The 23386-nt window shown below is 68.1% G+C and carries 19 protein-coding genes; 10 read left to right on the top strand and 9 right to left on the bottom strand.

Annotated features, from left to right (window positions below; genetic code table 11):
* Window positions 1–52: 52 nt before the first annotated feature.
* Window positions 53–2422, bottom strand: a complete 2370-nt coding sequence (locus CAP40_RS16330; protein ID WP_256924289.1) for a TonB-dependent receptor — start codon at window positions 2420–2422, stop codon at window positions 53–55.
* Window positions 2423–2596: 174 nt separating this feature from the next.
* Between CAP40_RS16330 and CAP40_RS16335 the strand changes: the two genes are divergently transcribed.
* Window positions 2597–3742, top strand: a complete 1146-nt coding sequence (locus tag CAP40_RS16335) for a serine hydrolase (protein WP_086130613.1) — start codon at window positions 2597–2599, stop codon at window positions 3740–3742.
* 6 nt (window positions 3743–3748) lie between these two features.
* Here CAP40_RS16335 and CAP40_RS16340 read toward each other — a convergent pair whose 3' ends face one another.
* On the bottom strand, window positions 3749–4519 hold the full coding sequence (locus tag CAP40_RS16340; protein ID WP_179188294.1) for a nuclear transport factor 2 family protein: 771 nt from the start codon (window positions 4517–4519) through the stop codon (window positions 3749–3751).
* Window positions 4520–4606: 87 nt separating this feature from the next.
* On the opposite strand from CAP40_RS16340, the gene CAP40_RS16345 reads away from it, so the two are divergent.
* Window positions 4607–5449 carry a LysR family transcriptional regulator gene (locus CAP40_RS16345; protein ID WP_179188296.1) on the top strand — a complete coding sequence of 281 codons (843 nt, stop codon included), beginning with the start codon at window positions 4607–4609 and terminating at the stop codon, window positions 5447–5449.
* On the opposite strand, the gene CAP40_RS16350 is transcribed toward CAP40_RS16345, so the two are convergent.
* From CAP40_RS16350 to CAP40_RS16355, 3 genes are read right to left on the bottom strand one after another with little or no spacing between them, the layout of a single operon-like run.
* Entirely contained in the window at window positions 5450–6397 is a 948-nt protein-coding gene (locus CAP40_RS16350; RefSeq protein WP_086130616.1) for an aldo/keto reductase, read from the bottom strand.
* Window positions 6394–6558 (bottom strand): hypothetical protein, encoded by a 165-nt coding sequence (locus CAP40_RS20530; RefSeq protein WP_179188298.1) that lies wholly within the window; start codon window positions 6556–6558, stop codon window positions 6394–6396. Before CAP40_RS20530 ends, CAP40_RS16350 begins: the two co-directional genes overlap by 4 nt.
* 3 nt (window positions 6559–6561) lie before the next feature.
* Window positions 6562–6816 carry a hypothetical protein gene (locus CAP40_RS16355; protein ID WP_086130617.1) on the bottom strand — a complete coding sequence of 85 codons (255 nt, stop codon included), beginning with the start codon at window positions 6814–6816 and terminating at the stop codon, window positions 6562–6564.
* A 118-nt stretch (window positions 6817–6934) separates the two neighbouring features.
* On the opposite strand from CAP40_RS16355, the gene CAP40_RS16360 reads away from it, so the two are divergent.
* The 5 genes from CAP40_RS16360 (at window position 6935) to metH (ending at window position 13150) form a co-directional block, all read left to right on the top strand.
* Window positions 6935–7888, top strand: coding sequence for a metalloregulator ArsR/SmtB family transcription factor (locus CAP40_RS16360; RefSeq protein ID WP_086130618.1), 954 nt, complete (start codon window positions 6935–6937; stop codon window positions 7886–7888).
* Window positions 7885–8799: a methylenetetrahydrofolate reductase gene (metF, locus tag CAP40_RS16365; RefSeq protein WP_256924292.1), complete on the top strand. Its 915-nt coding sequence runs from the start codon at window positions 7885–7887 to the stop codon at window positions 8797–8799. Before CAP40_RS16360 ends, metF begins: the two co-directional genes overlap by 4 nt.
* Before the next feature lie 152 nt (window positions 8800–8951).
* Window positions 8952–9998 carry a homocysteine S-methyltransferase family protein gene (locus CAP40_RS16370; RefSeq protein WP_086130802.1) on the top strand — a complete coding sequence of 349 codons (1047 nt, stop codon included), beginning with the start codon at window positions 8952–8954 and terminating at the stop codon, window positions 9996–9998.
* Between the two features lie 2 nt (window positions 9999–10000).
* The gene (locus CAP40_RS16375) at window positions 10001–10525 is read left to right on the top strand and encodes a GNAT family N-acetyltransferase (RefSeq protein WP_086130619.1); all 525 of its coding nucleotides are present in this window, start codon (window positions 10001–10003) and stop codon (window positions 10523–10525) included.
* Between the two features lie 21 nt (window positions 10526–10546).
* Window positions 10547–13150, top strand: coding sequence for a methionine synthase (gene metH, locus CAP40_RS16380; RefSeq protein ID WP_086130620.1), 2604 nt, complete (start codon window positions 10547–10549; stop codon window positions 13148–13150).
* Between the two features lie 19 nt (window positions 13151–13169).
* Here the strand turns inward: metH and CAP40_RS16385 are convergent, their stop codons facing one another.
* Window positions 13170–13472, bottom strand: a complete 303-nt coding sequence (locus CAP40_RS16385; protein ID WP_144034399.1) for a fucose-binding lectin protein — start codon at window positions 13470–13472, stop codon at window positions 13170–13172.
* 183 nt (window positions 13473–13655) lie between these two features.
* On the opposite strand from CAP40_RS16385, the gene CAP40_RS16390 reads away from it, so the two are divergent.
* The 3 genes from CAP40_RS16390 (at window position 13656) to CAP40_RS16400 (ending at window position 17651) form a co-directional block, all read left to right on the top strand.
* The gene (locus CAP40_RS16390; protein WP_086130621.1) at window positions 13656–14918 is read left to right on the top strand and encodes an NRAMP family divalent metal transporter; all 1263 of its coding nucleotides are present in this window, start codon (window positions 13656–13658) and stop codon (window positions 14916–14918) included.
* Between the two features lie 75 nt (window positions 14919–14993).
* The gene (locus CAP40_RS16395; protein ID WP_086130622.1) at window positions 14994–16571 is read left to right on the top strand and encodes an MFS transporter; all 1578 of its coding nucleotides are present in this window, start codon (window positions 14994–14996) and stop codon (window positions 16569–16571) included.
* A 63-nt stretch (window positions 16572–16634) separates the two neighbouring features.
* Complete coding sequence (locus tag CAP40_RS16400) at window positions 16635–17651, top strand: alanine racemase (protein ID WP_086130623.1); 1017 nt, start codon at window positions 16635–16637, stop codon at window positions 17649–17651.
* Between the two features lie 51 nt (window positions 17652–17702).
* Here CAP40_RS16400 and CAP40_RS16405 read toward each other — a convergent pair whose 3' ends face one another.
* The 3 genes from CAP40_RS16405 to CAP40_RS16415 form a co-directional block, all read right to left on the bottom strand.
* Window positions 17703–20930: a TonB-dependent receptor domain-containing protein gene (locus CAP40_RS16405; RefSeq protein ID WP_086130624.1), complete on the bottom strand. Its 3228-nt coding sequence runs from the start codon at window positions 20928–20930 to the stop codon at window positions 17703–17705.
* 242 nt (window positions 20931–21172) lie between these two features.
* Entirely contained in the window at window positions 21173–22354 is a 1182-nt protein-coding gene (locus CAP40_RS16410; protein ID WP_086130625.1) for an acetyl-CoA C-acetyltransferase, read from the bottom strand.
* A 35-nt stretch (window positions 22355–22389) separates the two neighbouring features.
* Window positions 22390–23385, bottom strand: coding sequence for an alpha/beta fold hydrolase (locus tag CAP40_RS16415; protein ID WP_256924319.1), 996 nt, complete (start codon window positions 23383–23385; stop codon window positions 22390–22392).
* Window position 23386: the final 1 nt, after the last annotated feature.

Raw genomic sequence — 23386 nt, forward strand, 5'->3', positions numbered from 1 at the left:
AAGGCCGGGGCGCGCGCGAACCCCGGCCTTTCTTCCTGCGGCGCGCGCCGGCTCAGAAGCCGGCGCTGAGCGTGACGAACGCCTGGCGCGGGGCCGAGGAGTGGAACACCAGCACGGTGCCCGCCGCATCGTCCGGCGCGAAGACGCTGCTGTCGAAGTTCGACGCGTAGCGCTTGTTGGTCAGGTTGGTCACGTTCAGAGACAGCTTGAGGTCCTTCACATAGGCGAAGGAGCCATAGTCGTAGCTGACGCCCAGATCGAAGGTGGTGTAGCCGCCGAAGCTCTGGTCGTTGGTGTAGGTATAGTAGCGGCGGCCGGTATATTTGCCCTGCAGCGAGGCCGAGAGGCCGCCCTGTTTCACGGTCAGCACGCTGGCGAGCATCGTCTTCGGCGTATCGACCTGCTGCTTGCCGGCGGTGAGCTTGACCACGCAGGTGGTGGTGCACCAGTTGAGATTCTCGTCATAGGTCGACTTGTTGAACGAGGCCGAATTGTACCAGCTCAGCCACGGCGTCGGCTTCCATAGCACGCCGAGCTCGGCACCCTTGCTGGTGACGCTGCCGGCATTGTGGAAGCTGTTGCCGCAGCCCGGGTTCTGCTGCTGGTTGGTCGGGCACGGGTTGTACTGGAGCAGGCGGTTGTCGAACTTGACGTAATAGCCGCTCAGCGCGACCTGCAGCGGGCCGCTGACATAGCGGTAGCCGCCCTCGACGCTCTTCGACGTCTCGGGCTTCAGATACTTGCCCTGCGCGTCCCACACGGCCTGCGAGACCGACTGGGGCCCGAGCTTGAAGCCGCCCTGGAACATGGCCATGTTCTCGGCATAGCTGGCGAACAGCTCGTGGCCGGGCGCGACCTGCCAGTGCACGCCGACTTCCGGCAGGAAATTGTCCTTGGCCACCAGCGTGCCGCTGGCGAACTGGCTGGAGGCGGGCGGCGCCGCGACGGCGATGCCGCGGATCGCCCGGGCGTCCGACTTGGAATAGGTGCTCTTGAAGCCGAAATCGATGCTCAGCGCGTCGTCGAACAGGCGCACCGTGTCCTGCACGTAGAACTGGTGCGTCTTCCAGTGCGTCTCCTGCACCCATTGCGAGGTGTTGGGCTGGCCGACCAGATACTGGGCCAGGCTGAACGGGCCGGTGACGTTGGTCCAGATGTAGCGCGCGGCGCTGCTGGTGTTGTCCTCCACCCACAGGCCGGCCTGGAACTCGTTGAAGGCGACCTTCCAGTTGACGCTCGCCAGCACGCCGGTGCGGTCGATCGTGTAGCGCGTGTCGCGGATCTGGACCGGCACGTCGTCCGCGGTGGTCGTGGTGCCCTGGTTGGACAGGCCGGTGATGAAGTTGTTGCCGGCGCCCTTGTCGTTGTGATGATAGACCTGGGTGTGGACGCTCAGGTTCTTGGCCAGCTCGAAGTCGCCGGCCAGGTAGAAGAGATTGTCGTTGCGCAGGATCTGGCCGTTGGTGAAGGTGACGTCGGCATTCTTCTGCGGCGCCGGGGCCGCGGCGCACTTGTACGGCGTGGTGGTCACCGTGCAGGCGGCGACGCCGACATAGGCCTGCCAGTTCGGCGCATAGCCGCCCCAGTCCCAGCCGAGGCGGTTCAGCATGTCCTTCGACAGATAGGCGTCGTCGGCCTGGTTGGTGCGCGAGACGTCGGCAAAGGCAGTGATCCGGATGCCGTCGGCCCGGTATTGCAGCTTGGCGTTGAGCTGCTTGCCGGTGGACTTGTTGTAGGCCGGCTGGTTCACGAACAGGTCCTGCTCGACATATTGGCCGGAGACATAGGCGGAGAAGCCGCCATGCTCGCCGGTGTCGAGCCGCACGAAGGTGCGCACGCTGTTCTCGCTGCCCACGGTCTGGCTGACCGCCAGCGCTGCGTCCTTGCTCGGATCGCGGCTGACATAGGTGAGCGCGCCGCCCAGGTTGCTGGTCGAGGGAATGGCGAGGCCGGCGATGCCCGTCGCGAGGTCGGCCCGGCCGAGATTCTCCGAGATCAGCGCGCGGCTGATCGTGAGGCCGTTATAGTTGTTGTAGGCGCCGTCGCCGAGCGGCATGCCGTCCAGCGTGTAGCCGAGATGAGTGGTGTTGAAGCCGCGGACCTGGAGCGACAGCGACTGTTCGTTGACGCCCAGCGCGTCGATCGACTGCGCCATCACGCCCGGCAGGAAGTTCAGCGCCTTCTGCACGCTGGTGCCGGGCGGCAGCAGGTCGAGATTCTGCGGCACCAGGGTCGAGACCGAGCGGGTCTGGCCGCTGCCGATGACGACGATCTCGTCGCCGCCATCGCCGTCATTGGCGTCGACGACGGCGGTGGCGCTGTCCTGTGCATGCGCGGCCGGCGCGAGTGCGACAAGGGCGGCCGAGGCCATCAGAAATGCGTAGGCGTGGCCGTGGCGCAGCCGGCGCGAAAAATCGGTCATGATCATTCCCATCCCAGCGACCGGAGGGCCGCTCCCATGGGAGCCGCTAGGCAGGGTTCGCGTCGGTACCGTTACGACTGTGCGACGTTTCAGTGACGATCCGCGAAGCTCGGTTTGTGTTGCCGATCGGCAACGATCGTGCAGGATGCCGGCGTGGAACAGGGAGGAAGCGGGATGCGTCGTGCGGTACGATATGGGCTGGCCGGCCTGCTGGCGCTCGGTGGCGCGGCACCGGGGGCGGCGGATGCGCCGCCGGCGGATCTGGAGCCGGCGGTTCGCGCGGCGATGGCCGAGACCGGCGCCAAGGGGGTGGCGATCGCGCAGATCGCGGACGGCAAGGTGGTCCTGGTGCGGGCCTATGGCGCCCGCAACGCGAAGGGCGACCCGCTGACCGCCGACACCATAATGTACGGTGCGTCGCTGACCAAGGCGGTGTTCGGCTATCTGGTGACCGAACTCGCGGCGGAGGGGAGGCTCGACCTCGATGCGCCGATCGCGGCGATGCTGCCCAAGCCGCTGCCCGACTATGGCAATCTGGATGCCTATGGGCGCTGGGGCGATCTGGCCGGCGATGAACGCTGGCGGCGGGTGACGCCGCGCCACGCGCTCAACCACGCGACCGGCTTCGCCAATTTCGCGTTCCTCGAGCCGGACGGGAAGCTGCGCTTCCACTTCGATCCGGGCAGCAATTACGGCTATTCGGGCGAGGGCATCTCGCTGCTCCAATTCGGTATCGAGAAGGGGCTTGGGCTGAGCGTGGAGGCGGAGCTGCAGCGCCGTTTCTTCCGGCCGCTCGGCATGACGCGGACGAGCCTGATCTGGCAGGACGGCTTCGGGACCAATCTGGCGGATGGCTGGGACGCGCAGGGCAAGCCCGAGCCGCATGACGACCGCAGCCGGGTGCGCGCGGCCGGATCGATGGACACGACGATCCACGACCTCGCCGAGATGACGGCGGCGATGGTGCGCGGCCATGGCCTGCCGAAGCGGTGGCGGGTGGCATATGCGCGGGGCACCCAGGCGATTGCCAGCAGGACGCAGTTCCCGACCCTGAACAACCCGGCCGGGCCGGGCGAGGGGACCGATGCGAAGGCGGCGCTGGGTGTGGTCGCCTTCACCGGGCCGCAGGGGCCGGGCTGGTTCAAGGGCGGCCATAACGACGTGACCGCCAACACGATGGTCTGCCTCGAGCGCGGCCGGCGTTGCGTGCTGATCCTGGGCAACGACGTGCGGATCGAGAAGGCGTTTCCGAAGCTGGTCCGCGCCGCGCTGGGCGAGACCGGCGTGCCCTATCGCTGGGAATATGGGTTCGGGGAATAGGGCCCGCTAGTTCGCGCCCGGCGCTTCCCTGGCAAAGGCCAGCGCGGCCATGCGCCAGCCCCGCGGCGTCCGGATCATCAGCGCGCGATCGGTCCATTCGCTGCCGTCGGTGCCGCGGAACGACCATCGCGCCGTGCCGATGCCGCCGCGTGCATCGACGACCATCGATGTCGGCGTGGCGGGGCTGCCGGCGGAGGCGGCTCTTCGGGCGACGTAGCGCGCCTGCCATTCCCCAAGCGTCGCCGCGACGAATTCGCCGCCGTCGACCGTCATCACCAATGCCCTGGCGTCGATGCTCTCCGCGAGGCGCTTGTCGTCCCAGGCGCGATCCGCGGCGAGCTTGGTGTCGACGACCTGTCGCACGCCCGCATCGCCGGCCTTGTCCGGGCGGGCGCCCGCCTCGCAGACCTTGCCGACGATGCGCCAGCCCTCCGCAAGCCGGGCAAGCAGGAGATAGTCGACATATTCCCTGTCGCCACGCACCGAGATCGTGCGCGCCACCGACGTGGTGGCGCCGCTGTCGATCCAGGCGATCCTGGTGGAGATCGGGCCGGCGGGTGCCCCGGCGGTGCGCATGCGCTGCTTCCATTCCCCCTGGCTGGTCGCGCGGATCGCCGCGCCGTCGGTGCAATACATGATCGCGCTCGGCTGGAACGCGGCCGCCAGCTGCGCCGGGTCGTTCGCCGCGACCGCGGCGCCATAGGCTGCGACCGCGGCATCCGGCGTCGCGAAGCCCGGTGCCGGCATGGCCGCGAACGCCGCAATCATCGTCAACATCGCGCACTCTCCTTTGCCCGCTGGTGTAGCGATTCTTCGATTGTTCCGATATTCGTAAGTTAGGATATGATCATTCGGGAAAGCGGAATGAAGATCGACCTGCGCCGTGCCGCTGCCTTTCATGCCGTCGCCCGCGCGGGCGGGATCAACGCGGCGGCGCGGAGCGAGGGCAGGTCGCCGCCGTCGATCCATGCCGATTTCCGGCGCTTCGAGCGGGACGCGGGCGTGCCGCTCGCCGAACGCGTCGGTCGCCGGCTGCGCCTCACCCCCGAGGGGCGGGCCCTGTACGAAGCGATCGACCGGGCGCTCGCCGAGGTCGCGCATGCCGCCGAGCAGGTCCGCAGCGAGGCTCCGGCGGCCGTGCCGCTGCGCATCGGCTGCGTCACCGGCTTCGGCCGCTATCGCCTGGCCCCCAGGGTCTTTCGCGACGCCGAGCGGACGCGCCGCATCGTCTTCCGCACGGGCTCGCACGATCAGATCCTCGACTGGCTGGGCGCCGGCGTGATCGACCTGGGGGTCACCTATCGCGGCGTGGTGGCCGCCCCGATCGAAAGCGTCCCGGTGGCCGAGGAAACGCTCTGGCTGGTCGGGGCGCCGGACGGCCCGCCGACCTGCGAGGGCCTCTCCCGGGCGCCGTGCATCGCCTATGACGAATATGAATATGTGTTCGGGCACTGGTTCGACCAGGTGCTGGCGGCGCAGCCCCCCGGCCTGGCGGTCCGCGATCACTGCAACGAGCTGGAGGAGGCGCTGATCAGCGCGCGCGCGGGGCGGGGCTTCACCATCGCGCCCGAGGACGCCGCCCGCGCCTTCGGCTTCGCGCCCTGCGGGCCGGTGGCGCGCAATACCCTTATCCTATGCGGCATCGGCAACCGCCTGGCCTCGGAAGATGCCCGCTGGATCGCCGGGCTGGCCGGCGCCTCCGGCTGACTAGGCTCCCGCCGCCGTCAGCCGGTCGAGCTGCGCGCGGCTGAGCGCCACGTCCCAGCTCCCCGCCAGCTCCTCGACCTGGGCGAGCGAAGTCGCGCTGGCGATGGGCGCCGTCACCCCCGGTTGCGCCGCGACCCAGGCCAGGGCGATCCGGGCGAGCGTGGCGCCGGTCTCCGCCGCGATCTCGTCCATCGCGGCCAGGACGGCGGGGCCCTTGCCCTGCATGAACGCCGTCATCCGCCCGCCGCGCACGCTCTTCCCGAGATCCGCTTCGGAGCGATACTTGCCGGTGAGATAGCCCGAGGCGAGCCCGTAATAGGGCACGCAGCCGATATTATATTCGACGCACAGATCCTGCAGTTCGCCTTCGAACTTGTGGCGGCTGACCAGGTTGTACTCGTTCTGCAGCGCCCGATAGTGCGGCAGGCCGTCGCGCACGGCGATGTCGAGCGCGGATTTGAGGCGGGCGGCGTGGAAGTTGGACGCGCCGATCGCCCGGACCTTGCCGGCCCGGATCAGCCGGTCAAAGGCAGCGAGCACGTCTTCCTGCGGCACGGCGTCATCGTCCTGATGCGCGAAATACAGGTCGATCGTCTCGACGCCGAGGCGCTTGAGCGACGCGTCGCAGGCGGCGGCGATGCGCGCGGGCGCCAGCTTCGAACCGCCTTCGCCGTCAAGCATGCCGACCTTGGTCGCGACCTTCACCTTGCCATGCTTGCCCGAGGTGCGGAGCCATTCGCCGATGATCGCCTCGGATTCGCCGCCGCGATGCCCGGGGACCCAGGCCGAATAGACATCGGCGGTGTCGATCAGCGTACCGCCGGCTTCGGCGAAGCGATCGAGCACGGCGAAGCTTGTCGCCTTGTCGGCGGTCCAGCCGAAGACGTTGCCGCCCAGGATCAGCGCCGGCGTCTCGATGCCGCTCGTGCCCAGTTCCCGCCGGATCATTCCGCTGCTCCGTTCGATTGGCTCGCATTCACGTCGATCGCGGCCGCCGCCGCATCGAGCTGGCGGGACTCGCCGGCGCTCAGGCCGCCCTGCGCGTCATCGGATCCGCTGTGGCCGCAGGCGGCGAGGGCGAGCAAGAGGAGGAGAGGGGCGAGCTGCATGGATCAGTCGGTGATCTCGTCGCCCGAGCCCTCGCCGGCCGTATTGCCGACCGGCACGGCCTGGTCATAATTGCTCTCGGCGGCGCCGAACGCCGCATTCTCGGCGGCGTTCACGTCGCTCACCGCCTCGCCCATCGTGTTGCTGTCGCCCGTGACCGCTTCATTGGCCTCGGCCGCTTCGTTCTTCGCCTTGTTGCCGCAGGCCGAAAGCCCGAGCAGCGCGACGGCCGCGAGCGGGAGGATGAGCGCCTTGCGCATGGATGCGTCCCCTTTGCCGGAATGGTTCGGGCAAGGGCTAACCGAGGGAGTGACTCGCGCGCAAGGCGCATGCGATGCGTTGACCGCATATAAAGATATCTTTATATCTCTAATCGCCGTGCAGAACGCCCTCGCCATCTTCCGTGCCCTTGCCGATTCGACGCGGCTGCGCATCCTCGCGCTGGTCCGCTCGATGGAGCTGAGCGTCGGCGAGCTGGCCCAGGTGCTGGGGCAGAGCCAGCCGCGCGTCTCGCGCCACGTGAAGATATTGTGCGACGCCGGGCTGCTCGAGCGGCGCAAGGAGGGCAGCTGGGTGTTCGTCGGCCTGGGCGCCCCGGCCCGGGTGGAGCCGATGCTCGCCGCGCTCGATGCCTGGAACGAAGTCGATCACTGGATGGTCGCCGACGAGGCGCGGCTCGCCGCGGTGCGCGCGGACCGGGCGAGCGCGGCGGCGGACTGGTTCGAGAGCAATGCCGGCGAATGGGATGCGATCCGCTCGCTCCATGTCGCCGAGAGCGAAGTCGAGGCGGCGATGGCCGCGGCGCTGGGCGAGGCGTCGGTCGGCTATCTCATCGACATCGGTACCGGCACCGGGCGCATGCTCGAGCTGTTCGCGCCGCGCGCCGAGCGCGCGCTGGGGATCGACCGGTCGAGCGAGATGCTGCGCCTTGCGCGCGCCAAGCTTTCCGAGCAGGGGCTGGCCAATGCCGAGCTGCGGCAGGCGGACCTTTATGCGCTGCCGCTGCAGGACGGCGGGGCGGACCTCGCGATCCTGCACCATGTGCTCCACTTCGCGCAGCAGCCGGGCGCTGCGATCGGCGAGGCGGCGCGGGTGCTGGCGCCGGGCGGGCGGCTGCTCATCGCCGATTTCGCTCCGCACGAGCGCGAGGAGCTGCGGCAGAAGGACGCGCACACGCGGCTGGGCTTCTCCGACGAGCAGGTGCTCGGCTGGTTCGAGGCGCATGGGCTCGCGCCGGTGAAGGTGGAGACGCTGGAGGGCGGCGAGCTGACGGTGAAATTATGGCTCGGTCGCAAGACGGGCGAAGAGAAGCAAGGGGTGAAGGCCGCATGACTATTCTGGACCCGCTGGCGGCGCCGCTGTTCGCGGACGTGGCGGGCGATATCGATGTGAGCTTCGAATTCTTCCCGCCCAAGACGGAGAAGATGGAGGAGACTTTGTGGGAATCGATCGAGACGCTGCGCCCGCTGGGGCCGCGCTTCGTCTCGGTGACCTATGGTGCCGGCGGCTCGACTCGCGAGCGGACGCACAACACGGTGGCGCGGATCGCGCGCGAGACCGCGATCCCGGCGGCGGCCCATCTCACCTGCGTCGAGGCGACCCGGGAGGAGATCGACCAGGTCGCGCGCGAATATTGGGCGGCCGGTGTGCGCCACATCGTCGCGCTGCGCGGCGATCCCCCCCGGGCGGGCGAGAAGTACAGCACCCATCCCGGCGGCTATGCGAATGCCGCCGACCTGGTGGCGGGGCTGCGCCGGCTCCATCCCTTCGAGATCTCGGTCGCGGCCTATCCCGAATGCCATCCGGATTCGCCGAGCCAGACGGCGGACCTCGACAATCTGAAGCGCAAGATCGATGCGGGCGCTACCCGGGCGATCACCCAGTTCTTCTTCGAGCCCGAGACGTTTCTGCGCTTCCGCGACGATGCGGCCAAGGCGGGGATCGACGCGGAGATCGTGCCGGGAATCATGCCGGTGATGAGCTTCGCCAGCGTGGTGCGCATGTCGGGCATGTGCGGCACCCAGGTGCCGGGCTGGATGGAGCGGCTGTTCGAGGGGCTGGACGACCATCCCGCCGCCCGCCAGCTCGTGGCGGCGACGCTGGCGGCGGAGCTGTGCCGCAAGCTCTATGCCGGCGGCGTGCGCCAGTTCCACTTCTACACGCTCAACCGGGCCGAACTGAGCTACGCGATCTGCCATCTGCTGGGCGTGCGGCCGAAGGTGGCGGCGCTGGTCGGGGCGTAGATTTCGTTCCTCCCCGGCACGGGGAGGGGGATCGCGACGCGCAGCGGCGTGGTGGAGGGGGCCCTCCACCAGCGGAAAGCCAGGCGGAGGGCCCCCTCCACCAGCCTGCGGCTGGTCCCCCTCCCCGTGCCGGGGAGGAACTAGGAATGAATATGACTGCACGCGAGAAACTGCTGGCCGAAGCTGCCAAGCGCATCCTGATCACCGACGGGGCGTTCGGCACCGAGATCCAGAACTGGAAGCTCGACGAGGCCGCCTATGCCGGCGATCTGGGGCTGAGCCACGACCAGAAGGGCAATAACGACATTCTCGCGCTGACCATGCCCGAGGTGCCGGCATCGATCCACCGCGCCTATTTCGAGGCGGGGGCGGACATCGCCGAGACCAATACCTTCTCGGCCAACCGCATCAGCCAGGCCGATTACGGCGCCGAGCATCTGGTGCGCGAGATCAATGTGGAGAGTGCCCGGCTGGCCCGCTCGATCGCCGACGAGTTCGAGGCCAGGGACGGGCGGCCGCGCTTCGTGGCGGGCGCGCTGGGGCCGACCAACAAGACGCTGTCGCTGAGCCCCGACGTGAACGATCCCGGCTATCGCGAGATCGACTTCGACTATCTGAAGGACGTGTATCGCGAGCAGATCGACGCGCTGGTCGAAGGCGGGATCGACTTCGTGCTGATCGAGACGGTGTTCGACACGCTCAACGCCAAGGCCGGCATCATGGCCGCGATCGAGGCGGGCGAGGCGCTGGGCCGCGACTTGCCGATCATGCTGTCGATGACGTTGACCGATCTGAGCGGGCGCAACCTTTCCGGCCATACGGTGGAGGCCTTCTGGCATGCGGTGCGCCATGCGCGGCCGGTGACGATCGGGCTCAACTGCTCGTTCGGCGCCGAGCAGCTGCGCCCGCACGTGAAGACGCTGTCGGCGCTCTGCGACACGCTGATCATGGTCTATCCGAACGCCGGCCTGCCCAACGAGCTGGGCGCCTATGACGAGCTGCCCGAGACGACGGCGGGGCTGGTCAAGGAATGGGCCGATGCGGGGCAGGTGAACATCCTGGGCGGCTGCTGCGGATCGACGCCCGCGCATATCGGCGCAATCGCGAAGGCCGTGGAGGGGCTGCCGGCCCGGCCGCTCCCCACGCCGGAGGTGCGGACGCGGCTGGCCGGGCTCGAGCCCTTCACCATGGGGGCATGAGCATGGCCGAACCGCAGGCATGGCGGGTCCGCGAGGCGGGTGCGGGCGACATCGCCGCGCTCTCGCTCGTGGCGAGCGCCACGTTCCTCGAGACCTTTGCCGGCGTGCTGCCCGGCGATGCGATCGTCGCGCATTGCGCCAACGCCTATGCGCCCGAGCGCTTCGCCGACTATCTCGCCGGAGGCAGCCGGGCCTGGATCCTGGAGGCGGCCCCGGGCGGCGCGCCGGTCGGCTTCGCGCAGCTCACCGCGCCCGCGCTGCCCGGCGCCGGGCAGGACGATATCGAGCTCAAGCGCATCTATCTGCTTTCCCGCTTCCACGGCTCGGGCGCGGGCGCGGCGCTGATGGCGGCGGCGGTGGCCGGCGCGGCCGGGCATGCGCGGCTGCTGCTCGGCGTCTATGCGCACAATGCCCGCGCGCTCGGCTTCTACCGGAAACAGGGCTTCGTGCCGGTGGGCGAGCGCCGCTTCGACGTGGGCGGCCAGCTTTTCGACGACGTGGTGCTGGCGCGCCCGCTCGCAGCCTGAACCTTTGAACAGAAACGAGAAATGACCAACACCTCCTCCTCCACCAGCTTCGTCAATGTCGGCGAGCGCACCAACGTCACCGGCTCGGCGGCGTTCAAGAAGCTCATCATGGCCGGCGACTATGCCAGGGCCGTGGAGGTCGCGCGCCAGCAGGTCGAGAACGGCGCGCAGGTGATCGACGTCAACATGGACGAGGGCCTGCTCGACGCGCACGAGGCGATGACCACCTTCCTCAAGCTCATCGCCGCCGAGCCCGACATCGCGCGCGTGCCGGTGATGATCGACTCGTCGAAATGGGACGTGATCGAGGCGGGGCTGAAATGCGTCTCGGGCAAGCCGATCGTCAACTCGATCAGCATGAAGGAAGGCGTCGACCAGTTCCTCGAGCATGCGCGCAAGTGCATGGCATACGGCGCCGCCGTGGTCGTCATGGCGTTCGACGAGACCGGCCAGGCCGACACCCAGGCGCGCAAGATCGAGATCTGCGAGCGCGCCTACAAGCTGCTGGTCGGCATCGGCTTCCCGCCCGAGGACATCATCTTCGATCCCAATGTCTTCGCGGTGGCGACGGGCATCGAGGAGCACAACAACTACGGCGTCGACTTCATCGAGGCGACGCGCGAGATCAAGAAGCGCTGCCCGCATTGCCATATCTCGGGCGGCCTCTCGAACCTGAGCTTCTCGTTCCGCGGCAACGAGCCGGTGCGCAAGGCGATGCACTCGGTGTTCCTCTATTATGCCATCCCGGCGGGCATGGACATGGCGATCGTCAATGCCGGCCAGCTCGACGTCTATGACCAGATCGAGCCGGAGCTGCGCCAGGCCTGCGAGGACGTGATCCTCAACAAGGACCCCGAGGCCGGCGACCGGCTCGTCGCGCTCGCCGAGAAGTTCAAGGGCACCGACGCGGTGGCCGAGAAGCAGGCGGCGGAATGGCGCGGCTGGGACGTGAAGAAGCGGCTCGAGCATGCGCTGGTCAAGGGCATCGACATGTATGTCGTCGAGGATACCGAGGAGTGCCGCCTCGCCTTCGCCCGGCCGATCGAAGTGATCGAGGGGCCGTTGATGGACGGGATGAACGTGGTCGGCGACCTGTTCGGTTCCGGCAAGATGTTCCTGCCGCAGGTGGTGAAGTCCGCGCGCGTGATGAAGAAGGCGGTGGCGCATCTGCTGCCCTTCATCGAGGCGGCGAAGGAGCCCGGCGCCAAGGGCAAGGGCAAGGTGGTGATGGCCACCGTGAAGGGCGACGTCCACGATATCGGCAAGAACATCGTCGGCGTGGTGCTGCAGTGCAACGGCTTCGACGTGGTCGATCTGGGCGTGATGGTGCCCTGGTCGAAGATCCTCGAGGCGGCCAACGAGAATGACGCGGACATGATCGGCCTGTCCGGCCTGATCACGCCGTCGCTCGACGAGATGGTCACCGTCGCCGAGGAGATGCAGCGCGCGCAGATGACGATGCCGCTGCTGATCGGCGGCGCGACGACCAGCCGGGTCCACACCGCGCTGCGGATCGAGCCGGCCTATACCGGGCCGGTGGTGCACGTGCTGGATGCCAGCCGCGCGGTGGGCGTGGCGACCGCGCTCGTCTCCGATACCCAGCGCGACGACTATGTCGCCAAGGTCGCGGCGGAATATGAGCAGGTCCGCCAGGCGCGCGCCGGGCGCGGGCAGAGCGAGCTGCTGCCGCTCGACAAGGCCCGCGACAATGCGTTCGAGGCGGACATGCGCCTCAAGCCGGGCAAGCCGCGCATGCCGGGCGTGCACGAATTTCCCGACTGGGACCTGAAGGACCTCCGCGGCTATATCGACTGGACGCCCTTCTTCCGCGCCTGGGAGCTGGCGGGCAATTATCCGGCGATCCTGGAGGACAAGGTGGTCGGCGAGAGCGCGACCAGCCTGTTCGCCGATGCGCAGAAGATGCTCGACCGGATCGTCGAGGAGAAATGGCTGACCGCGCGCGGCGTCGCCGGGCTGTGGCCGTGCCGCCGCAAGGACGACGACATCATCGTCCATGTCGGCGACGAGGATCACGTCACGCTGCCGATGCTGCGCCAGCAGATCGCCAAGCGGGAAGGCCGGGCGAACATGTGCCTGGCCGATTTCATCGATACCCAGGGCGACTGGATCGGCGGCTTCGCGGTGGGCATCCACGGCATCGAGCCGCATCTTGCGCGCTTCAAGAACGCGATCGACGATTATAGCGACATCCTGCTCAAGGCCCTGGCCGATCGCCTGGCCGAGGCGTTTGCCGAGCGGCTCCACCAGTTCGTCCGCACGTCGATCTGGGGCTATGCCGAGGGCGAGCAGCTGACCAACGAAGCGCTGATCAAGGAAGATTATCGCGGCATCCGCCCGGCGCCGGGCTATCCGGCCTGCCCCGAGCACAGCCTGAAGCCGATCCTGTTCAAGATGCTCGACGCGCACAAGCGCACCGGCATCTCGCTGACCGAGAGCTTCGCGATGCTACCCACCGCCGCGGTCTCGGGCTTCTATTTCGGGCATCCCCAGGCCGAATATTTCGGCGTGGCCCGGATCGGGCAGGACCAGCTCGCGGATTATGCCGCCCGGCGCGGCGTCGACCTGGAACAGGCGACGCGCTGGCTGCGGCCGAACCTCGACTGAGGCCCGGCCGCGGCCCGGTTCAGGGCTGGGTATAGCCGCCCTTGGTCCAGCCCGGGGTGCCCGCATCGTTGCAATATTCGGTCGTGACGTCCGCATTGGTCACATAGAGGCGGATATGCTCGCCCTGCGAATCCTGCCAGACCGTCACCGAGGCCTGCGAGCCGGGAAAGCTGGCGCCGGCGGTCCAGCCATTGCCGTCGTTGCAGCGCTCGCTGATCGTATAGCCGTCGCTCGAATAGACGCGGATGTGCAGTGCGTGCGCGCTGTCGAACCAGCTCGCGGCGCAGGTGCCGATCGGAAAGCTCGGATTGTCTCCAGACATGGGATCTCCCCTTTTGCGGCTCGCGTCCCCTGAGGCGAACCGCGGGGAAGCTCCCGCGTAAGCGGCGCCCGCGCAATCGGCATTCGGTCCGGATCGGTGCGGCCCGGGCGCATCGATCTGGGTTGGTTCGGGATCGCGCGCTATCTGGTAGCATCGTGCATTCGTCACGATGCCGGAGCCTGCATGACCGCCAGCAGACAGGAAGAAACCTCGGTTGCGAAGAAGCTCGGCCCGGGCCTGATCACCGGCGCGGCGGACGACGATCCCAGCGGCATCGCCACCTATTCCCAGGCCGGCGCGCAGTTCGGCTATGGGCTGATGTGGACGATGGTGCTCACCTATCCGCTGATGACGGCGGTGCAGCTGGTGAGCGCGCATATCGGCCGGGTGACCGGGCGCGGACTGGCCCGCAACATGCGCGAGGTGCTGCCGGGCTGGCTGCTCACCCTGCTCGTCGCGATCCTGTTCGTCGCCAACACGATCAATATCGGCGCCGACATCGCCGCGATGGGCGACGCGGCGCAGCTGGTCCTGGGCTGGGGCGACCATGGATTCACGATCTTCTTCGCGCTGCTCTGCCTGATGCTCCAGGCCTTCATCTCCTATCACCGCTACGCCCATGTGCTGAAATGGCTGACGCTGTCGCTGTTCGCCTATGTCGCGGTGATGCTGGTGGTGCATGTCGACTGGGCCGCCGCCGCGAAGGGGCTGGTGGTGCCCCGGATCGACGGCCCCCAGGCGATCGCCACCGTGGTGGCGATCTTCGGCACCACGATCAGCCCCTATCTCTTCTTCTGGCAGGCCGCGCAGGAAGTGGAGGAAGTCGAGGATCATGACGGAGCCCGGCCGCTCACCGAGGCACCCGAGCAGGCGCCCGGCGAGATCCGGCGGATGCGGATCGACACTTTCATCGGCATGGCCTTCTCCAACCTGATCGCGCTGGCGATCATCGTGGCGACCGCCGCGACGCTGCACGTGCAGGGCGTGACCAGGATCGACACCGCCGCCGACGCCGCCGAGGCGCTGAAGCCGGTGGCGGGCAATTTCGCCTTCGCGCTGTTCGCGATCGGCATCATCGGCACCGGGCTGCTCGCGGTGCCCGTGCTGGCCGGATCCGCGGCCTTTGCGGTGGGCGACGCGCGCGGCTGGCGCAGCGGGCTGGAATATCGGGTGCGCGACGCGCCGGGCTTCTACGGCGTGATCGCGCTGGCGACGCTGCTCGGCATCGGGCTCGACTGGTCGGGTATCCCGCCGATCCAGGCGCTGTTCTGGAGCGCCGTGGTCAATGGCTTCGCGGCGGTGCCGATCATGGCGGTGATGATGGTGATCGCAACGCGCCGCCGCGTGATGGGCGCCTTTCGCATCCATGGGCCGCTGCTCTGGTTCGGCTGGGCGGCGACGGTGGTGATGGGCGCGGCGGCGGTGGCGATGCTGGTGTGGCGGTGAGGCGGGGCCCGGCCCCGTCTTGTCGCCCATCCCGAAGCCGCTAAGCTCGCGCGCGGATCACGGGAGGGGGACCCAATGGCGGAGCCGACGGGCAAGGACATCAAATTGGTGATCGGCGCATCGTCGCTGGGCACCATCTTCGAATGGTATGATTTCTTCATCTGGGGCACGCTGACCGCCACCGGCATCCTGCAGCACACTTTCTTCCCCGCGGGCAACGACGTGCTGGCGAGCCTGCTCGCCTGGGCGGCGTTCGCGGTCGGCTTCGGGTTCCGGCCGCTGGGCGCGGTGCTGTTCGGCTATCTGGGCGACAGGATGGGGCGGAAATACACTTTCCTCGTCACCATCACCGTGATGGGCCTGGCCACCGCCGGCATCGGCCTGGTGCCGAGCTATGCCGCGATCGGCATCGCGGCGCCGCTGCTGATCCTGCTGATGCGCGTGGCGCAGGGGCTGGCGCTGGGCGGCGAATATGGCGGCGCGGCGATCTATGTCGCCGAGCATTCGCCGGGCGGGCGCGCCGGCTTCCATACCAGCTTCATCCAGGCGAGCGTGGTCGGCGGCTTCATCCTGAGTCTCGCGGTCGTGCTCGCCTTCAAGGCGCCGATGCCGGTCGCGACCTGGGAGGCATGGGGCTGGCGCCTGCCCTTCCTCTTCTCGATCCTGCTGCTCGCCGTGTCGCTGTGGATGCGCCTGAAGCTTTCCGAAAGCCCGGTGTTCCAGGCGATCAAGGAGGCCGGCGAGACGGCGAGCAACCCGTTCGTCGAGAGCTTCACCTATCCGGGCAACCTGTCCCGGCTCTTCGTCGCGCTGTTCGGCATCGCGGCGGGGCTGACGGTGATCTGGTACACCTCGATGTTCTCGGTGCTTTCCTTCCTCACCGGGCCGATGCGGATGGACCCGACCACCGCGCAGCTGATCTGCGGCGGATCGGCGCTCGCCGGATGCGGCTTCTTCATCCTGTTCGGCCATTTGTCCGATCGGATCGGGCGCAAGAAGCCGATCGTGATCGGCTATGCGTTGACGCTGGTGCTGCTGTTCCCGCTGTTCTGGGCGATCGGCGGCGCGGCCAATCCAGGGCTGGCGGAAGCGGCGAAGCGTGCGCCGGTGGTCGTGCGGGGCCCCGACTGCACCTATGATCCCTTCGCCGCCAAGCAAGTGGACGCCTGTGGCCGGATCCTCGACCAGCTCTCGAAGAAGGGCATCGCCTACAAGACCGACCGGGCCGAAGCGGTGGTGGTGACGATCGGCGGCGTGCCGGTGGCGGATGCCGGCCCCGCCGGGCTCGACGCGGCGCTCGCCGCGGCCGGCTACGAGCTCGAACGCACCGTGCCCCCGGCGGGCAATATCGCGGTGATCGTGCTGGCGATGCTGGGGCTGATGGCGCTGGCCGGCGCGACCTATGGCCCGGTCGCGGCCCTGCTCAGCGAGATGTTCCCGAGCCGGATCCGCTATTCTTCGATGTCGATCCCCTATCATCTGGGCACCGGCTATTTCGGCGGCTTCCTGCCCTTCATCAGCCAGTATATCGTCGCGCGCACCGGCGATCCCTATGCGGGGCTGTGGTACACCATCGCCGTGGTGGCGATGGCGCTGGTGGTGACGCTGCTGGGCCTGCAGGAGACGGTGGCGCCGCGCCGGGCGAGGCACTGAGGGCATACCCATCCCCCGCAACGGCCATTGCGGGGACCGGGCGCACCCCCTAACCGCTGCGGGATGACTGCTCCCCTGCGCCTGCGGCTCGACGGTGCCGCGCTCGTTTCGAACTGGCGGCACCTGGCCAAGCTCAGCGGCACCGCTTCGTGCGGCGCGGCGATCAAGGCCAATGGCTATGGGCTCGGCGCGCGCGACGTGGCGGTCCGCCTGGCCGAGGCGGGATGCCGCGACTTCTTCGTGGCGACCTGGGCCGAGGCAGCGGCGCTCGCGGATCTGGGCGTCCCGGTATCGGTGCTGCACGGCGTGCGTGCCGAGGACCCGCTCGACGCACCCCATGCCCGGCCGGTGCTGAGCACGGCGGCGCAGGTGCTGCGCTGGAAACCGACGGGGCGGCCCTGCGACGTGATGGTCGATACCGGCATGAACCGGCTCGGCGTCTCGGCCGAGGAGATCGGCACGGGCCTGCTCGACGGGCTGGCGATCGAGACGCTGATGAGCCATCTCGTCTCGGCCGACGAGGACGTGCCGCTCAACGCCCGGCAGCTCGCCGCCTTTGGCGCGCTCAAAGGGCGGACGCGGGCGAAGCGCCTGAGCCTGGCCAATTCGGCGGGGATCGCGCTCGGGGCCGACTATGCCTTCGATCTCACCCGGCCGGGCATCGCGCTCTATGGCGGCCGGCAGCGGCCCGGGCACGACGCGATCCGCCAGGTCGCGACGCCGGAGGCGCAGATTCTCCAGCGCCGCCGGGTTCGTGCCGGCGAGAGCGTGGGGTACAATGCGACCTGGATCGCGCCGGCCGACACCGAAGTGGCGATCCTCAACCTCGGCTATGCGGACGGCTATCTGCGCTGCTTCTCCGGCAAGGGGTCGGCGATGGTGGCGGGCGTCGCGCTGCCGGTGATCGGTCGCGTCTCGATGGACCTTGCCGCGATCGACCTGACGGCGCTCCCCGACCTTTGCGAGGGCGACTGGGTCGCGATGTCCTATGGCCTGCCCGAAACGGCGGTGCTGAGCGGCCTCTCGCAATATGAGTTGCTGACCGGGCTCGGCGGGCGTTTCGACCGGATCTGGGCATAAGAAAAGGGCCGCCCTTTCGAGCGGCCCTTTCCGGTTTTCAGGAGCGAAGGATCAGAAGCGAACCTGGGCGCCCGCATAGAAGAAGCGGCCCGTGTTCGGGTAGATCGCATCATTGCCCGTGCCGGTCGCATCGTACGGCGGCAGTTCATTGGTGAGATTGTCCACGCCGGCGTACAGGCGATAGTCCTTGGTCACGTTCACGCCGACCCGCACGCTCTGGTAGATGATCGGATCATAATAGATGAACGGACGCGCATCCGGGTTGGTGGCCGAACGGCCCTGCGACGGGAAGAAGGTCTCGTAGGTGAGCCCGGAGACGATCTGCTTGCCGACATAGCGCGCATTGTAGTTCACATCGACGTTGCCCAGCTTGACGTTCGCCGTGAACTGGCCCTGCCACTTCGGATCGCCCAGCGTGCTGTCGATACGGTCGTAGCGGTTCGGCTCGGTGATGTAGCTGTAGGACAGGCGGTCCATCACATAGCTGACGATCGCACGCAGGTTGATCGCGAAATCGTCATTGAACTTGTGGTCATAGGCCACGTCGATGTCGATGCCGCGCGTCGCCAGCTTGGCGAAGTTGTAGGGCTGGTTGATGAAGCTGTTGCCGTTGCCGGCAAGCGCCAGGTTGAAGGTCGACTGGTCGATCTGACGATTCGACTGGCCGTTGAAGGTGTAGTTCTCCACGGCGTTGGAGCTGCTGCGACGGAAGACGGCGGCGCAGAAGATGTTGTTGATGCCGCTGGGATCGTCATAGCAGCGATTGATGATCGCCTGGCCGGTGAGGCCCGAGATGACGTTCTTCACGCGGACATTGTAGTAGTCGACCGAGATGCTGAAGCCCGGAACGAATTTGGGCGTGAACACCGTGCCGACCGTGAAGCTGTAGCCGCTTTCCGGCAGCAGGTTCGGGTTGCCCGAGTTGATGCCCGCCAGGCCGGCCGTCGTCTGGTTGGTCCAGGGACGGGTCACCACATTGCCCGAGACCGGATCGGTGAAGGTGATCGTGGTCGGGATACCGGCCGCGGCGCAGTTCTTCACGCGATTCGGGTTGGTCGTGATGTTGTTCGACGCGTTGGTGCCGCCGGCCTGATCGCACGGATCGGTGAAGCCGTTCTGGAAGGTGGTCGCCGCCGTCGCATAGAGGTTGCTCAGGTTGGGCGCGCGGACCGACTTCGAGAAGGTGCCGCGGAAGCGCAGGTCGCGATGCGGAGCCCAGATGACGCCGCCGTTCCACGCCCAGACCGAACCCGTGGTGCCGCCATAATCGGAGACGCGCGCGGCGCCTTCGAAGGTCAGCTCGCGGATGAGCGGCAGGTTGGCGAGCAGCGGGATGCGCAGTTCGCCATAGGCTTCCTTCACCTTCACCGCGGGCGGATCGAAGGTCGCCGCCGGGTTGAGGAAGGTCTGGCCCGACGCGGTGATCGGATCCTGGCCCGAGAAGGCGTCCTCACGGCGATACTCGCCGCCGATCGCGAAGCCGACCGGGCCGCCCGGCAGGCTGAACAATCCGCTCGAATCGCCCGACACGAAGGCCGTGAAATCGAGCTGCTCGGCCCATTGATTGCGAGTCGAGGTATGCAGGATGTAGTTCAGCGCGCGCTGATCGTAGCGCTTCTCGCCGAACAGGTTGATCGGGTAGCAGGCCGCATCGTCATTGGTCGTGCTGGCGTCGGCATTGACGCCGCAGACCACCTTCTGGCCCGCATCGTTGAGCACGAAGTTCGAGCCCGTATAGCCGGCGGGCGCAAGCACCGCGTTCGCCGCGCGGTTGAACTGGGTGACCAGCACGTTGCCGCCGGTGCGATAGGTGTTCTCGGTGCGGCCATAGTTGGCGGCGACTTCGTACCGCAGGTTGCCGGTGTCGCTGAGATCGCCGCCGACGCCGATGACGCCGCGATAGGTCTTGCGATTGTGGAACTCGGCGCGGGTGCCGAGGTCGTTGTTGAAGCGGTTGAGCGTGAAGCTCGTCGCCCCCGGCGCCAGGATCGTCGTCAGCGTGTTGCGCGCGGACGTCGTCAGGAACGGGTTGTTGACGCTGAAGGTCGAGCTCAGCGTGCCGCCGGTGAAGCTCGGCTGCACCGACTGCTGGTGCACCTTGACCTGCGAATAGGTCAGCTCGACGAACGGCCGGAAGGCGCGCGAGAAGTCGCCGTTGATCAGCAGGTTGCCGACGATGCGGTCCTGGCTCGGCATGAGCATGGCGCCTTCGACGCCCGAAGCCGACTTGCCGAACAGGATGCCGCCGCCGATCGCGCGATTGTCGGTCATGCCCGTGGTGGAGGGCGAGTCCTTGATCAGCGAGCCATCGGGCTCGAACATGTAGTTATAGGCGATCGGGCTGCCGGTCGGCGAATTCTGGCCGGTGCAGATCGCCGCGCGCTGTGCCGCATTGGCCGCGGTCGCGGTCGACGGGCAGGCGGTGATGACGGTGCCGCCGATCGAGCGGTTGCCGAACACGACGCCGCGCGGAACGAAGGCGGTGTTCGGGATGCCGTCGAAATTGCGGTTCGGCGCGGTGGTGATCTGCGAGGTGATGAAGCCCGGCGTGCCGCCATAGGCACCCAGATAGTCGCGATCGGCATAATAGAGCTCGTTCGCATGGGTGTATTCGGCCGAGGCGGTGATGTTCAGGCGGCCGTCCATCAGGTTCTTGCCGGCGAGCGCGCTGACCAGATAGGTGCCGCGGTCGCCATAGGTGCTGATGCCGCTCTGCGCGCGGACGCGCACGCCGTCATAGTCGCGGCGCAGGATGAAGTTGGCGACGCCCGCGATGGCGTCCGAACCGTAGATGGCCGACTGGCCGCCGGTCACGGTCTCGATGCGGTCGACGAGGTCGTAGGGAATGGTGCTGACGTCGGGCGTGTAGCTGCCCGGCACGGCCGAGACGACGCGGCGGCCGTTGATCAGGGTCAGCGTGCGCGAGGTGCCGAGGCCGCGCAGATCGAGCAGGCTGAGGCCGGCGGTGCCGATCGAGCCGGTCGAGTTCGCCTGGCTGAAGGTCGAGCGGAACTGCGGCAGCTGGTTGAGCGCGTCGCCGAGCGACACGTCGCCACGGGTGCCCAGCAGCTGCGTTGCCGTGATCGTCTGCACCGGCACGGCGGCGTCGATCGTGTTGCGGATGCGGATGCGCGAACCGGTGACGACGATTTCCTCGTCCTGGGCCTTTTCGGTCTGGTTCGTGGCCGGTGCCTGTTGCGAATCCTGGGCGAAGGCGGCCGGCGTTGCCAATAGCGACCCGGCGAGCGCCGTCGCGCTCAGCAAGTGAGATATTTTCATTGGTTCTTTTGCCCCTCGAGCGGAATGCCCGAAGGGGGGAATGAGCCGGACGTGTTTCTGCACCGCAAGGGCCGGACATATTGCCCGGCGCAATTGTGTCGGCGGTGTTGCAAAAAAGAGACTATGACGCGCGCCAAATTTCAAACTGGCGCGGGTTAATGTAACATTCAGAATGTGCCTTAGCGTTTCAACACGCTAAGGCCCCATTCGTCAGAAACATTTCGTAATGCGACGAAAGCCGCTCAGCGCTCGACGCACATGGCGATTCCCATGCCCCCGCCGATGCAGAGCGTGGCCAGGCCCTTCTTCGCATCGCGCTTCGCCATCTCGTAGATCAGGGTGGTGAGCACGCGGGCGCCCGAAGCGCCGATCGGATGGCCGATGGCGATCGCGCCGCCATTGACGTTCACCTTGCTCGCGTCCCAGCCCAGTTCCTTGCCCACCGACAGCGCCTGCGCGGCAAAGGCTTCGTTCGCTTCGATCAGGTCGAGGTCGGCGATGGTCCAGCCGGCCTTTTCCAGCGCCTTCCGCGACGCGGGAACCGGGCCGATGCCCATGATCGACGGGTCGACGCCGGCAGTGGCCCAGCTGCGGATCGTCGCGAGGATCGGCGCGCCGCGCTTCTCGGCCTCGGCGCGCGACATCACCACCAGCGCGGCGGCGCCGTCGTTGAGGCCCGATGCGTTGGCGGCAGTGACGGTGCCGTCCTTCTTGAAGGCCGGGCGCAGGCCCGCGACGCTCTCCACCGTGGCGCCGGCGCGGATATATTCGTCGTCGGCGACGATGGTGTCGCCCTTGCGGCCCTTGATCGTGACCGGGGCGATCTCGTCCTTGAAGCGGCCGGCGGCGCGGGCGGCTTCGGCCTTGTTCTGGCTGGCGACGGCGAATTCGTCCTGCTCGGCGCGGGTGACCTGATATTGCTCGGCCAGGTTCTCGGCGGTGATGCCCATGTGATAGCCGTTGAACACGTCGGTCAGGCCGTCCTTGATCATCGTGTCGACCAGGGCGACATCGCCCATCTTGGCGCCGGCACGCAGCGCCTGGGCGTGGTTGGCGAGCGACATGCTCTCCTGGCCGCCGGCGACGATGATGGTCGAATCGCCGGTCTGGATCGCCTGGGCGGCGAGCGCCACGGCGCGCAGGCCCGAGCCGCAGACCTGCTGCACGCTCCATGCGGGCACTTCCTTGGGCACGCCCGCGGCCATCGAGGCCTGGCGGGCGGGGTTCTGGCCCTGCGCGGCGGTGAGCACCTGGCCAAGGATGACTTCGCTGACTTCCTCGCCCTTCACGCCGGCCTGTTCCAGCGCCGCCTCGATCGCGATGCGGCCCAGCTCGTGCGCGGGGGTGCTGCCGAAAGCGCCGAGGAAGCTGCCCACGGGGGTGCGCTTGGCGGCGGTGATGACGACGTCGGTCGGGTTGGCCATGGGAAACGACTCCTGCGGTCTCTGATAGTCGCGGGCTATCTAGTGTGCGCTGCGGCAAGAAGCCAGTCGCGCAGCGGCTCCCACACCATTGCGCGCGCCCGGCCCCCGACGATCATGCCGACATGGCCGAGGGCGAGGCTCCGCCGCTCGGCCAGGCCGGCGGCGGTGGCGGCGGGGACGATGCGGTCGGTGGTGGAGAGCAGCTCCAGCGCCGGGCAGGCGAGCCGCGACGGGAGGATGCGCGTGCCCTTCACCCACCAGCGGCCGGCGCCCGGCCGGTCGGCGCGGAAGAGGCGCTCGAACATCTCCTGCCCCGCGGCATGGGTGAGCGGCGCGCCGGCATTGGCCCAGTCCTCGAGCGCGACAAAGGCGCGGGCCTGGTCGCTGTCCGGCGCCAGTCGGGCGAATCGCTCGAACTTGGCGATCGTCCGGGCGGGATCGAGCTGCCAGAAGCCGGCCTGGAGCACTTCCATCGGCACCAGGCCGAGCTGGGCGCAGGACGGTTGCGCGGCCTCCCATTGCGCCGCAATGGCTGCGCGCGCGAAATCGCCATAGCGCCGGAAGCGCCAGGGAGCGGCAATGGTGACGAGCCCGCGCGCCGGCCGCAGCATCGCCGCCGCCATGGCCAGCGTGCCGCCCAGGCAATAGCCGGCGAGCAGCGGCGGTTCGCGCAGCGCGTCGAGCAGGGGCAGCAGCAATTCGGCGATATGATGGTCGATGCCCTGGCCCCGATCCTCCGGCCTGGGCGAGCCCCAATCGACGAGCAGCGGCCGAAGCCCTTGAGTCGCCAGCCATTCGAGCAGCGAATTGCCCGGTGCGAGATCGAGGATGAAGGGCGGGTTGATCAACGACGGCACGAAGACGACCGGCGGGCCGCTGCCGCCATAGTCGCGCAGCGCGGCGCGCCCGGCGGTGGCGATTGCAGGCGGCAATATGCGTTCCGGCGGCCTTTCCGCCGCCTGATAGGCCTTCAGCCCGGCGAGCGCGGCGGCCCGGCGCTCGGGCGATGCTGCGGTCTCGCTGCGCAACAGC

Source organism: Sphingomonas sp. IBVSS2 (assembly GCF_002127225.1).
GTDB lineage: Bacteria > Pseudomonadota > Alphaproteobacteria > Sphingomonadales > Sphingomonadaceae > Sphingomonas.